At 71.4% G+C, this 13,143-nt stretch carries 11 protein-coding genes; 7 read left to right on the forward strand and 4 right to left on the reverse strand.

The features are described 5' to 3' along the window. Nucleotides 1–17 precede the first annotated feature (17 nt). The 3 genes from ettA to HT134_RS21195 all read left to right on the forward strand — a co-directional run bounded on the left by ettA (nt 18) and on the right by HT134_RS21195 (nt 3,631). Nucleotides 18–1,682: an energy-dependent translational throttle protein EttA gene (ettA, locus tag HT134_RS21185; protein ID WP_175602131.1), complete on the forward strand. Its 1,665-nt coding sequence runs from the start codon at nt 18–20 to the stop codon at nt 1,680–1,682. A 348-nt stretch (nt 1,683–2,030) separates the two neighbouring features. After that, a complete protein-coding gene (locus HT134_RS21190; protein WP_246364905.1) occupies nt 2,031–2,414 on the forward strand; it encodes an acyl-CoA thioesterase in 384 nt (127 codons plus the stop codon). Between the two features lie 50 nt (nt 2,415–2,464). Continuing rightward, nucleotides 2,465–3,631 carry an MFS transporter gene (locus HT134_RS21195; protein WP_175602133.1) on the forward strand — a complete coding sequence of 389 codons (1,167 nt, stop codon included), beginning with the start codon at nt 2,465–2,467 and terminating at the stop codon, nt 3,629–3,631. Here HT134_RS21195 and HT134_RS21200 read toward each other — a convergent pair. The 4 genes from HT134_RS21200 to HT134_RS21215 all read right to left on the reverse strand — a co-directional run bounded on the left by HT134_RS21200 (nt 3,624) and on the right by HT134_RS21215 (nt 7,306). After that, nucleotides 3,624–5,213, reverse strand: a complete 1,590-nt coding sequence (locus tag HT134_RS21200) for a glycoside hydrolase family 13 protein (RefSeq protein WP_175602134.1) — start codon at nt 5,211–5,213, stop codon at nt 3,624–3,626. The genes HT134_RS21195 and HT134_RS21200 overlap by 8 nt on opposite strands. A gap of 16 nt (nt 5,214–5,229) precedes the next feature. Beyond that, entirely contained in the window at nt 5,230–5,610 is a 381-nt protein-coding gene (locus HT134_RS21205) for a globin (RefSeq protein ID WP_175593370.1), read from the reverse strand. Nucleotides 5,611–5,619: 9 nt separating this feature from the next. After that, nucleotides 5,620–6,570, reverse strand: a complete 951-nt coding sequence (locus HT134_RS21210; RefSeq protein WP_312888286.1) for a mechanosensitive ion channel family protein — start codon at nt 6,568–6,570, stop codon at nt 5,620–5,622. Nucleotides 6,571–7,021: 451 nt separating this feature from the next. Further along, the gene (locus HT134_RS21215) at nt 7,022–7,306 is read right to left on the reverse strand and encodes a hypothetical protein (protein WP_175602135.1); all 285 of its coding nucleotides are present in this window, start codon (nt 7,304–7,306) and stop codon (nt 7,022–7,024) included. 272 nt (nt 7,307–7,578) lie between these two features. On the opposite strand from HT134_RS21215, the gene HT134_RS21220 reads away from it, so the two are divergent. From HT134_RS21220 to HT134_RS21235, 4 genes are all read left to right on the forward strand, one after another. After that, nucleotides 7,579–9,141 (forward strand): NsdA family TPR-like regulatory protein, encoded by a 1,563-nt coding sequence (locus HT134_RS21220; protein WP_175602136.1) that lies wholly within the window; start codon nt 7,579–7,581, stop codon nt 9,139–9,141. After that, the gene (locus HT134_RS21225) at nt 9,138–9,626 is read left to right on the forward strand and encodes a GNAT family N-acetyltransferase (protein WP_175602137.1); all 489 of its coding nucleotides are present in this window, start codon (nt 9,138–9,140) and stop codon (nt 9,624–9,626) included. The genes HT134_RS21220 and HT134_RS21225 overlap by 4 nt, the downstream gene beginning before the upstream one ends. A 274-nt stretch (nt 9,627–9,900) precedes the next feature. Next, a complete protein-coding gene (locus tag HT134_RS21230; RefSeq protein WP_175602138.1) occupies nt 9,901–11,199 on the forward strand; it encodes a DMT family transporter in 1,299 nt (432 codons plus the stop codon). Nucleotides 11,200–11,423: 224 nt separating this feature from the next. Then, a complete protein-coding gene (locus HT134_RS21235; protein WP_312888287.1) occupies nt 11,424–13,103 on the forward strand; it encodes a tetratricopeptide repeat protein in 1,680 nt (559 codons plus the stop codon). Nucleotides 13,104–13,143 lie beyond the last annotated feature (40 nt).

The raw sequence follows: 13,143 nt of genomic DNA on the forward strand, positions 1-13,143 counted from the left end.
CCCCTAAGCTAGATGTCATGCCGGAGTACATCTACACGCTGCAGCGCGTGCGCAAGGCGCACGGCGACAAGGTTGTCCTGGACGACGTCACGCTGTCGTTCCTGCCTGGAGCCAAGATCGGTGTCCTTGGTCCCAACGGCACGGGCAAGTCGACGCTGCTCCGCATGATGGCCGGCCTGGAGCAGCCGTCCAACGGTGAGGCGCGGCTCATGCCGGGCTTCACGGTCGGCATGCTCCAGCAGGAGCCCCCGCTCAACGACGAGAAGACCGTCCTCGGCAACGTCCAGGAGGGCGTCGCCGAGACGATGGCCATGCTCGAGCGCTACAACGCGATCGCCGAGCAGATGGCCACCGACTACAGCGACGAGCTGCTGGAGGAGATGGGCAAGCTCCAGGAGCAGCTCGAGCACCGCAACGCGTGGGACCTCGACAGCCAGCTCGAGCAGGCGATGGACGCGCTGCGCTGCCCGCCGCCCGACGCCGACGTGACCAAGCTGTCCGGTGGTGAGCGCCGTCGCGTCGCGCTGTGCAAGCTCCTGCTGGAGGCGCCCGACCTGCTGCTGCTCGACGAGCCCACCAACCACCTCGACGCCGAGAGCGTGCAGTGGCTGGAGCAGCACCTGGAGAAGTACGCCGGCACCGTGCTGGCGGTCACCCACGACCGCTACTTCCTGGACAACGTGGCCACCTGGATCCTGGAGCTGGACCGCGGCCGCACCTACCCCTACGAGGGCAACTACTCCACCTACCTGGAGGCCAAGGCGCAGCGGCTCAAGGTCGAGGGTCAGAAGGACGCCAAGCGCAAGAAGCGCCTGGAGGACGAGCTGGAGTGGGTCCGCTCCAACCCGAAGGCCCGCCAGACCAAGTCCAAGGCCCGTCTCCAGCGCTACGAGGAGATGGCCGCCGAGGCCGACAAGTACCGCAAGCTCGACTTCGAGGAGATCCAGATCCCGCCGGGCCCGCGCCTGGGCACCACGGTGATCAAGGCCGACGACCTCACCAAGGGCTTCGGCGACCGGCTGCTCATGGAGAAGCTCTCCTTCGACCTGCCGCGCAACGGCATCGTCGGCGTCATCGGTCCCAACGGCGTCGGCAAGACCACGCTGTTCCGCATGATCACCGGCAGTGAGACGCCCGACAACGGCTCCATCGTCGTGGGCGACACCGTCAAGATCTCCTACGCCGACCAGTCGCGCGGTGGCATCGACCCCAGCAAGAACGTCTGGGAGGTCGTCTCCGACGGTCTCGACCACATCAAAGTCGGCAACGTCGAGATGCCCTCGCGCGCCTACATCGCCGCGTTCGGCTTCAAGGGCCCCGACCAGCAGAAGAAGGCCGGCGTCCTGTCGGGTGGCGAGCGCAACCGGCTCAACCTGGCGCTGACCCTCAAGCAGGGCGGCAACGTCCTGCTCCTCGACGAGCCCACCAACGACCTCGACACCGAGACCCTGTCGTCGCTGGAGAACGCGCTGCTCGACTTCCCGGGCTGCGCGGTCATCACCTCGCACGACCGGTGGTTCCTCGACCGCATCGCCACCCACATCCTGGCGTGGGAAGAGGGCTCCAACTGGTTCTGGTTCGAGGGCAACTTCGCCGACTACGAGAAGAACAAGATCGAGCGTCTGGGCGCCGACGCGGCCCGGCCGCACCGGGTGACCTACCGCAAGCTCCACCGCGACTGAGCGTCCCCGACGCGCCCGGTGAGCGTTTGAGCGCTCCCGCGGTCGGTGGTTCTCCGCGTACGACGTGAGAGCCGCGCCCGCCGTCATCTCCTCCATCACGCGGATGCCGATGGACGACGGCGGGCGCGGCTCTCGCGCGTTCACCGGGGCGCCGCTCCCGAGGCGTCGTTCCATGGCGGGCCGACGTCGTCCATGGTGGGCCGACGTCGTCCATGGGGCGTCGTCCATGGCGGGCCGGCGTCGTTCGTGGTGGGCCGAGGTGAGGAGGGCGGCGCCCCGGCGGGTACCGTGGCGGGCGTGGTGCAAGAATCCCTCGAAACCCTCGCCCAGCGGCACGTCTTCCCCCGGATGGTGCGCTTCGCGGACATCGACTCGCTCGGGCACGTGAACAACGTCCGGTTCTTCGACTACCTGGAGGACGCCCGGCTCGGCATGCTGCACATCGACCCGTACCGGGCGGGTGACGCGCCGTTCAAGGGCCTCGTCATCGCCCGGCACGAGATCGACTACCGCCGGCCGCTGTCGTTCCGGGCCGAGCCGGTACGGGTGGAGACGTGGGTGACGGAGATCAAGCCGGTGCGCTTCACCCTGGCCTACGAGATCCGCGACGACGACGAGGTGTTCGTGACGGCGACCTCGGTGGTCGTGGGCTACGACGTGGAAAGGGCCGCGCCGCGCAGGCTGTCGCCGCAGGAGGTCGCGTACCTCGAACGCTTCAAGATCACCACGTAGCGGTGGAAACCCGCGAGGGGAAGCGGAGTCAGGGCCGAAGGCGCTGGGTGATGCTGGCCCTGGGCGTCAACGCGCATGCGAGCGTCACCCTGGGCCTGTTCGGGCTCCCGCTGGTCATGCCGGACCTGCAGCGTTTCTTCGGCCTGTCGCTGCCGGTGGCGGGCATCGTGGCCAACGCCCCGGCGATCGGCGTGCTGTTCGCCCTCGTCCCCTGGGGCGTGCTCGCCGACCGGCACGGCGAGCGGCTGGTGCTCGGCGTGGGCGTGGGCCTGGCGGCGGTGCTCTTCGGGGCCGTGACGCTGGTCAGCGGCGTCTGGGCGGTCGTCGCCCTGCTGGCGCTGGCGGGGGCCGCGGGCTCGGCCGCGATGGTGGGCGGCGGCCGGATCGTGCTGCGCTGGTTCCGGCCGCCGGAGCGCGGCGTCGCGATGGGCCTGCGGCAGGTGTCGTACACGCTGGGCATGGCCGTGGCCGCGTTCGTGCTGCCGCCCGTGTCACGCGCCCACGGCATCCCGGGGGTGCTGGGCGTCTGCGCCGCCGTGAGCCTCGTCGCCGCCGTGCTGGCCGCCCTGTTCCTGGCCGAGCCGCCGCACGACGCCCCCGGTGCGGGGGCCGCGCCGGCCGGCTCGCCGTACCGGCAGCCGGCCCTGTGGCGGGTGCACGCGACCAGCGCGCTGCACGCGGTGCCGCAGATCGTGGTCAGCACGTACGGCGTCGCCTGCCTCGTCCACGTGTACGGCTGGGACGGGGTCCAGGCGGGCCAGCTGTTCGGCGTGGCGGCGGTCGGCGGCGCCGTGGTGCGCATCGCGGTGGGGCGCTGGTCCGACCGGACGGGCCTGCGGATGGCGCCGCTGCGGCTGCTGACGTTCGGCAGCCTGGCGGTGCTGACCCTGCTGCTCGTGGGCACCTTCACCGGGTCGTGGCCCGGGACGGTGATGCTGGCGCTGGCCGCGGTCATCACCGTGGCGGGCAACGGCCTGGCGTACCTGGCGGCCGGTGAGCTCGCCGGGCCCGGCGCGGCCGGGCGGGTGCTGGGCACCCACAACACCGTCCAGAACGTCGTCGCCCTCGCCGTGACCCCGCTGGCCGGGCTGCTGATCACGCACGAGGGCTACTGGGCGGGGTTCGCGGCGGGGCTGGTGTGCGCGCTCGTCTCCGTCCCGGTCATCCCGGTACGCGGCGAGCGCGGCGCGCACACCACGCCCGCCGGCGTCACCTGACGAGGCCGGACGGAGCCTGGAGCCAGACGGCCGTGTCCGGGGGCAGGAGGTCGCCGGCCGGCGGCCCGCCTGCGCCCGGCCCGCCTGCGCCCGGTCCGCCTGTCGCCCTTCCGTCCGCCAGCGGCCCGCTCGCCAGCAGGACGCGTTCGTGCGGCGGCAGCCGTACGGCATCGGTGCCGCAGTTGAGCGCGCACACCAGCGACCCGCGCCGGAAGACCAGCGCGTCCTCGTGCGAGTCCAGCCACTCGATCGCGTGCGGGACGTCCTCCACCACCTGCCGGCGGCAGGCCAGCGCCGCCCGGTAGAACTCCAGCGTCGAGGCCGGGTCGCCGGTCTGGGCCTCGACGCTCAGCGCGCCGAACTCCTCGGGCTGCGGCAGCCAGGGCCGGGTGTCGCCCGGCGAGAACCCGTACGACGGCCCCGACCTCTCCCACGGCAGCGGCACCCGGCAGCCGTCGCGGCCCGGCAGCTTGCCCTCCGACTGGAAGAAGACGGGGTCCTGCCGCGCCTCCGGGGGAAGATTCTTCACCTCGGGGAGTCCTAGTTCCTCCCCCTGGTAGAGGTATGCAGACCCGGGAAGCGCCAACATGGCGAGAAGTGCCGCTTTTGCCCGGGCGAGCCCGGTTCCCGGGTCGGCGGTCTCGTAGCGGGTGCGGTGCCGTACGACATCGTGGTTGGACAGCACCCACGTGGCGAACGGCACGGTCGCCAGCGTGTCGTCGATCACCTTGCGGAACGCCGTCGCCGACCACGGGGCCTGGAGCCAGGCGAAGTTGAAGCTCTGGTGCAGCTCGTCCGGCCGGACGTAACGGGCCAGATCCTCCGGGTCGTCCGTCCACACCTCGCCCACGGCCATGCGCTCGCCCGGGTAGGCGTCCAGCAGCTTGCGCCACGACCGGTAGACCTCGTGCACCTCGGGCTGCCCCCACACCGGTGAGCGCGCACCGAACGCCTGGTCGTCCACCGCCGGCAGGTCCGGCAGGTCCTCCGCCTTGTACAGGCCCATCGCCACGTCGATCCGGAACCCGTCGACGCCCCGCTCCAGCCAGAAGCGCAGGACGTCCAGGAACTCCTCGTGGACCTCCGGCTCCCGCCAGTTGAAGTCCGGCTGCTCCGGCGCGAACAGGTGGAGGTACCACTGCCCGTCGGCCACCTGCGTCCAGGCGGGCCCGCCGAACGTGGACTGCCAGTTGTTCGTCCGGTCACGGAAGATGTAGCGCTCGCGCCGTTCCCCGCGCAGCGCCGCCTGGAACCACGGGTGCTGGGAGGAGCTGTGGTTGGGCACGACGTCGACGAGTACCCGCAGCCCGAGCTCGTGCGCGTCGGACACCAGCGCCTCGAAGTCCGCCAGCGACCCGAACAGCGGATCCACGCCGCGGTAGTCGGCCACGTCGTAGCCGCCGTCGGCCATGGGGGAGGGGTAGAAGGGCGTCAGCCAGACGGCGTCGACGCCCAGGTCGCGGAGGTACGGCAGCCGCCGCCGGATGCCGGCCAGATCGCCGACGCCGTCACCCGAGGCGTCGGCGAAACTGCGTACATAGATTTCGTAAACGACCGCATCACGCCACCAGGGGATAGTCATGGGGCGGTCATGCCCGTTATGTGGGAGAGTTCACCAGGCTGTGCGCCGCGTACACCAGGTAGTCCCAGAGTCGCTTCTCCTGCTCCTCGGGCAGCTCCAGCGACTCCACGCCGTCACGCATGTGCTTCAGCCAGGCGTCGCGCTCGGCCTCGCCGATCACGAACGGCACGTGGCGCATGCGCAGCCGGGGGTGCCCGCGCTCCTGGCTGTAGGTGTTGGGCCCGCCCCAGTACTGGATCAGGAAACCCCGCAGCCGGTCCTCGGCACCGGTGAGGTCCTCCTCCGGGTAGAGGGGACGGAGCAGCGGGTCCTGGGCCACCCCCTCGTAGAAGCGGTGCACCAGCCGGCGGAAGGTCTCCTCGCCCCCGACGGCCTCGTAGAAGGAGGTCTCAGTCACGGTGCAAGCCTACGCGCCGGGCGCCAGTGCGATGCCTGCGGTGTCGAGCGCGCTCTTGACCTTCAGCCGCATCTCCCGCGCGACCTGCGCCTGCTTGGAGGGCAGCGTCTTGGCGGAGATGCGGAAGACGATCGTGCTGTCGGACAACTGCTCGACGCCGAACACGTCGGGCCGCTCCACGATCACCGTCTCGCGGAACTCGGGGTCGTCCCACATGTCCTTGGCGATCCCCTCCAGCACGTCGCGCACCGCGGTCACGTCGGTGGCGTAGCCGACCGGCACGTCCACGTAGGCCCGCGACCAGCCCTGCGACTCGTTGCCGACCCGGGTGATGGTGCCGTTGCGCACGTACCAGACCCGGCCGTCGGCGTCGCGCAGCCGCGTGATCCGCAGCGTGACCGCCTCCACCGTGCCGACGGCGGCGCCCGCGTCGATCACGTCGCCCACGCCGTACTGGTCCTCCAGCAGCATGAACATGCCCGCGATGAAGTCCTTGACCAGCTCCTGCGCGCCGAAGCCGATCGCCACGCCCAGGATGCCGACGCTGGTCAGCAGCGGGGCGATGGGGATGGTCAGCCGGTCGAGCACGGTGAGCACGGCGGTGCCGAGGATGACGATCGAGGCGATGTGCCGCAGCACCGAGCCCATGGTCTCGGCCCGCTGCTTGCGCCGCTCGTGCAGCAGCACGTCGATGCTCTCGGAGCCGGCGCCGTTGCGGCGGAAGCGGGTCATGATCGAGCCGCCGGTCGCGGCGCGGGTGACCACGCGGGTGATGACGCGGTGCGCGACCTTCCGGATGGCGAACGCGAGGATCAGGATCAGCACGATCGTGATCAGGGTCGCCACCAGCGGCGCCCACGTCGCTCCGTCGAACAGCCCGGCCAGCGTGGAGCAGAGCAGCGTGTCGCCCGCGCAGACGTTGGACATCTGCTGGCTCAGGCTGTCGAGGCTGGGGATCACGGACGAGGGAGTGGGTGATGGCGCCGGCGTCGCCAGGAACACTGGGAGGATCCCCCTTCGGGAAAGCGGGAAAGCGGTTCGGTCGGCGGATCTGGACCGATTCGATCCACAAGATACCGCCGACCGAACCGGCCGCCGTCACATCACGCCGGGGAAGACGGGGTCATCAGAGCCCGGGGCCGCGGAGGGCGGGGCCTGACGCTCCGGTGACGTGCGGCCCGGCAGGGGCGCGCACCCGGAAGCGCGTCCCATACCGTTTCTCCCGGGGCGTACACCCCGGGACCCTCCGGTGTGACCCGGAGGGCGCCTGTCGAACTGAATGGAACCAGCGGGACGGCCAGGGCCCCCGCGTACGGGAGGCCCTCCGCACCGGCCGCCCCGCCGGCTCCGCGAAGCCGCGGTGGGCGCGGTGAGCCGTGGTGGCTGCGCTCCACCCGGATCACCGCCTGCGTCATTCGCCCACCGCGGCGAGCACCCGGGCGACCTTCGTCGCCGCACCAGCCGGGTCCTCGGCCGTGTGCATCCGCTCTCCCCAGGACCAGCAGTACCACCAGTCCGGCAGATCGGAGACCGCTGTCGGCCGACAGGTGACGTTCTCCGTCAGGCTCGTCGCGTTCGGGTTGATCACCCGTACGAACAGCCTGCCGGTCTGGGTGCGGACCACGCGTGCGAGCAGACCGCGTGCGTCGAGCTCCGCTACCAGACGCTCCAGGTGCTCGAAGTCGTCGTCCCCCACCTTTCGTCCCTCCCTCGCTCGTAGCCGGTGCGCCAAAGATGACTCAACTGAGCGCGCTACGCAACGAGCACATCCCGATCACAGGGAGTGGCTATTCACCCGTGGGATGTAAGAAACAGTCCGCCGGAGGACGATCCTTAACCGTAAGCTTCAAGAGGACGTTTTCTTCCCGTCCACAATGGTCCATAGTCTAGGGTAGGCGCTCTGCAACCCAGAGACTACGCTCAGTGATCGGTCACGGATCGTACGGGACGTGTGTGAGAGGGGCCGGGATGTCCGGCAGGCAGCACAGGGAAACGGAGATGGCGCGGCGCATCCGGGCCAGGGGTCTCGCCGCCGGCCGAACGCCCGCCCAGATCGCCGAAGAGATACACGAGGCATGCTCGCCTCAGTTCGGCACGACGCGGATCAAGGGCCATCGCCTCTCCCACGGCATCGCCCTGGCCGACGTCATCGAGCAGGTGCGCGCCCTGTTCGAACGCGACGCCAAGGCGCCGCCCGGCATCGGCGAGACGCTGCTGTCGGCGTACGAGAGCGGCCTGAAACGCCCCGGACCCGAGTACCTCCACTACCTGTGCACCGTCTACCGCGTCGAGCCCGCGGCCCTCGGCTACGACGGCCCGTGCATCTGCGGCCACGGCCACCGGGGGCCCGTCGCGGCGGCCTTCGACGTCGCGGAGGGCGCGCCCCTCTCGGTCGACACCCGGGAGCCGCGCATCAGGCCGTCCGGTGACGAGGAGACGCCGCCCGACGGTCAGGAGGACGAGAACATCCTGCGCCACACCCTGCTGCAGCTCCTCGACAGCAAGTCCTCCTCCGTCAAGCTGGAGGGGCCGGCGCTCGGCGCCCTGGAGGGCATCAGGCGGCGCATGGACGAGACGCTGGTCTGCGCCACGGTCTCGCCGGCCATGCTCGACCAGTGGGAGGAGGTCACGCAGGCCTTCGGCCGGCAGTACACGACCACCGCCCCGCAACGGCTGCTGTGCGACGTGGCGCTGGAGCTGAGCGCCGTGCGCAACGCGCTCAACCGCCGCCAGCCGATCGACCTGCAGGAGCGGCTGTGCCGCATGGCCGCGCAGCTCGCCGGGCTCAGCGGCATGATCATGATCAACCTGGGCGACCACCGGCTGGCGCGCGCGTTCTTCCGCACCGGCCGCATCGCCGCCGACGAGACCGGCGACCGCGCGCTGCGCGCCTGGGTGACGGCCCGCGAGTCGCTGGTCCCGCTCTACTACGGCGACGCCCGCGAGGCGCTCAACCTGGCCAAGAAGAGCCGCGACCTGGCCGGCACCGTGCCGTGCGCCGCGCAGGCCATGGCGCCGGTCGTGGAGGCCCGCGCGCTGGCCATGCTGTCGGGCACCGACAGCAAGAAGGAGATCGTCGACCAGGCCAAGCGCGCGCTGGCCCGGGCCCGCAACGCCTTCAGCCACATCAAGGGCGACGAGCGCGAGGACATGGCTTTCGGCTACACCGAGCGCCAGCTCTACTTCTACCAGGGCGACGTGCTCACCAAGCTCGGGCAGACGCTGGAGGCCGAGGTGGTGCTGGAGCAGGCCCTGGACAAGTACCAGGACCACATCCTCGACCAGACGCTGATCAGGCTCGACCGGGCGCAGTGCCGCCTCATCGAGGGCGACGTCACCGAGGCGCTGCAGATCGGCACCGAGGCGCTGAGACTGGTCGGGCCCGAGTACCGCACCGAGTTCATCATGCGTCCCGCTCTCGCCTTCGAGCAGGCGGTCATGCAGCGCGACCGCAACCACCCGGGCCTGGCCGAGTACCGCGAGCAGCTGCACCAGGAGGCGCCCGCGAACGATCGAAAGGCCGGTGCATGAACCTGAAGATCCGCCGTTACCGCTGGTCCGACCTGGACACCATCCTGGCGCTGCACCAGATCTGCCTCGCCCAGGTCGGCCTGTTCCCCGGTGACGGGGTCTACTACGACGACGACTTCCCCCGCATCCAGGAGCTCTACCTGGTCTGCGGCGGCGACTTCCTCGTGGGCGAGGTGGACGGCCGGGTCGTCGCCATGGGAGGCCTGCGGCCCATCGACTGCGGCCTGGCCGAGATCTGCCGGCTGCGCGTCCATCCCGACCACCAGCGGCGCGGTCACGGCGCCGCGATGCTGACCGCCCTGGAGCAGCGGGCGGTCGCGTTGGGCTTCCACAGCGTCCGCGGCGACACCACGCTGCGCCAGGAGGCCGCCCTCGCGCTGTACGCGCGGCAGGGGTGGCGGGAGATCTCCCGCGCCCGCGTCGGCGACCTCATCGTGGTGTACGGCGAGAAGCGGCTCGTGCCCGCCGCCGTCCTCGACGCCTGACCCGCCGCCCCGATCTCTTCGTGCCACCGGCCGCCGCCGGACCGTGTCCGGCGGCGGCCGGTGGCATGTGGGGCGCCAGGGCAAGAGGTGACAAGAGAAATGTGCGATTCGATCACCTCTGCGGATATGGATGTACGAGCCCCCGAGTGAGCCTCTTCACTCTTGGTGGTAGAGGAGCATCACCGGCTGCTCGGAGTACATCCGCGGCTGCGTTTCGTAGTGAGATGCTTCCGCCATGGCAGTCGTGGCCGCTCCCCGACCCCTCCTGGGAGCCGTGCTTCTGTTGTTCGTCAGCGCCGCATGGGGGTCGGCGTTCCCGCTGATGAAGGATCTCATCGTCCGGTTACCGGTCGAGGACCTGCTGGCCGAGCGTTACGCCATCGCGGCGCTGACGCTCCTTCTCCTGCGTCCCGGCACGCTGCGGGGGCTTGCGTGGCGCACGTGGGGGCACGGGGTCGTCCTGGGGGTCATGTTCGGCGTCGGCCAGCTCGGGCAGGCCATCGCGCTGCACAGCCTGCCCTCGGCCGTGTCGGGCTTCGCCGTCGGGTGCAGCGTGATCTTCACGCCCATCCTGGCGCTCCTGCTGTTCAGGACGCACATGCCCGTCCGGGTGTGGGTGGGCGTCGCGCTGGCGGTGGCCGGCATGACGGTGTTCACGCTCCTGCGCGGCGTCGGGGAGGGGCCGATCTCGCTGCTCGCGCTCGGCGTCACGCTCGCCGCTGCGGCCCTGTACGCCGGGCACACGCTGCTGCTGGCCCGGCTCACCCGCACCCGCGAGGGCTTCAACGCCTACGCCCTGACCGTCATCCAGCTGGCCACCATCGGCCTCATGACGGGCGGCTACGCGGTCCGCGACGGGCTGAGCCTGCCGGCCGGTCCCTCCGACTGGGTCGCGCTGGGCCACCTGTCGGTGGTGTCGTGCGCGCTGGGGTTCCTGGCCCGCTCGTACGGCCAGACGCACGTGGCCGCCGTGCCGAGCGCGGTGCTCATGTCGTCGCAGCCGCTGTGGGTGGCGGGGATCGCGGTGATCTGGTTCCACGAGCCGGCGGACTGGAGCATGGCCCTCGGCGGCGGCCTCATGGGGGCGGCGATGCTGCTGGCCGTGCCGTCGCGCACGACCGAGTCCCCGCGCCCGGCGTCCGTCCAGCGGGTGGAGCCGCGGCCCGTGCTGGAGGAGGCGTCGCGCCGCAACCACCTGCTCGCCGTGTCACGCCAGGCGTCGATGCGGCTGGCCGACCTCAAGATCAAACGGGACGGCGGCCAGGCGAACGAGTCCGTCGAGGATCCCGTCGGGGCGGAGCAGCCGCAGGCGCCGTCCGTGTCGCCGGGAGTCGCTCCGGTGTGCGTCGACATCCAGGCGTGCCGGCTGCAGACGCATCAGATCAAGGGCAGCGGCCAGCCCAGCCTGGACCGGCTCATCCAGCGGGCGACGATCATCGTCCGGGCCAGGAACCTGCCCGGCCCCGGCTGTTGCCAGTCGGTCACGCTGTCCGGTCGCTGTCTGTGCTCACTGATCGAGGAGGCCGAGAAGAACGGGGAGGCAGCCCGGCCGTGCTGGTTTCGGCCCGGCTGAACGGCGGGAAATCGCTGAATAAACAGCGCATTAGCTATTACCCACTTACTTATATGTCCCAAACCTTGATAATCGCTGAACTGGCCGAATAATGGTGGATTAGTCCCAACGGAGGGGTAGGACACCATGAAGCGCATCGTCGTGCACAAGCCGGGCTCAGCGAAGCTCACGGGGACTGCGAGCGTCATCCACAAGGGGTGACCGGGAGCGGTTCGCATCACCGGGTGGGAAGCGATCCGCCCGTCGAAACGGGGGCCGTGCGGCTGCTGATGCCGATGATCGACGGACACCGCCGGCCCCATGGCCCCTACACCGTCGCCTCCGCACTGCTGCACCACCTCGTGCCGGGCGTCCTGGAACGTTCCCCGGAACTGGTCGCCGCCCACGACATCGAGATCAGGGCGGCGGCCCCCGGGCTGCGTCGCCTGGTCCCCGCCCGGCGCGTGAGCGTCGACGCGGCACTGCCCGAGGACGAGCGCATCCTCGTGCCCGCGCCCCGCCGCACGCTGCGGCTGGCCAACGGGCTCGCCGAGTTCGTCCGCGAGGCCGTGACGCCGGGACGCACCCTGGTCGTGTGCAACGGCGCCGAGACCGACCCGACGGACGCCGAACTGCTCGACGTCATGACCCGCCGCATCCCGCCCGGCGTGCTCACCGTCGTCGTGTACGAGGGCGGCCCCGAGCCGGCGCCGGACACCCGCGGCCCTGCCGAGCTGTGGCAGGTCGTGGACCGGTGCGTCCACGAGGGGTTCCTGCACGCCGTGGCCGAGCTGGGCCCGCGCGGGCTGGAGGCGGCCGAACCGGGAGGAGAGCTGTGGTGGCGCTTCGCGCAGCGCACCGCCACGGCGCTCGGCGGCCTCGGCCGTAGCGAGGAGGCGCGGGAGGTGTGGGCGCGGGCCCGCAGGTGCAGCCAGGACCCGGCGGTCCACGCCGCCGCCGCGTACGGCCTCGCGATGCTCGACGCCCGGCACCCCGACCCGGCGCGGCGCGACCTCGGCCGGGCGCGGGAGTGGGTCAACGAGGCCATCGCCATCTCGACGCTGCTGCCCGACCCGTTCGAGCGGGCGTTCAAGCTGGGCTTCGACCGCAACGGGCTGGCGCTCGTGGAGCTGCGCGAGGGGCGGCCGGAGGCGGCGCTCGCGCTGGTGGAGTCGGCCCTGGAACTGGCCGGCGAGCTGGGGGAGCGGCATCCGCTGCACCGCCTGGTGCTGCACGCCAACCGTGGCCGGCTGCTCGCCGGGCTCGGCCGTACGAAGGAGGCGCTCGCCGAGTACACCGCGGCCATCGCCCTCGACCCCGGCTTCCCCGACCACTACCTCGACCGGGGCAACCTGCTGGCCCGGCTCGGCCTGCCGGACGAGGCGCTGGCCGACTACGAGAGCGCCATCCGGGCCGGCCCGCCGATGCCCGAGGCGTACTACAACCGCGCCGAGCTGCGGATCTCCCGCGACGACACGGAGGGCGCGCTGGCCGACCTCGGGCGCGTGCTGGAGCTCGACCCCGGCTACGTGGACGCGTACATCAACCGGGCCGGGCTGCTGGCCGCCCTCGAACGCGACGAGGACGCCTGGGCCGACGTGCGCGCCGGACTCGCGCTGGCCCCCGGCGACCCGCACCTGCTCGTGGTCCGCGGGCAACTGGAGACGGCCGCCGGCCAGCTGGAGGAGGCGCGCGCGACGCTCGACGCCGCCATCGCCCGGGCGCCGTGGCTGGCCGCGGCGTGGGGCAACCGCGGGGTGCTGCGGTTCGCGCAGGGCGACGCCGAGGGGGCCGTGGACGACCTCGCCCAGGCGATCGGGCTGGACCCGCACCCCGACCTGTACGCCAACCGGGCGGTGGCGCTGCGCTCGCTCGGCCGTACGGCGGAGGCGGAGGCGGACGAGGAACGCGCGGCGGGAGGGTGAGAACCGGGCGGCCACCCGTGGCGGGGCTGGCAGCATGGCG

Origin of the sequence: Nonomuraea rhodomycinica, from assembly GCF_013363995.1 — a bacterium.
Taxonomy (GTDB): Bacteria; Actinomycetota; Actinomycetes; order Streptosporangiales; family Streptosporangiaceae; genus Nonomuraea; species Nonomuraea rhodomycinica.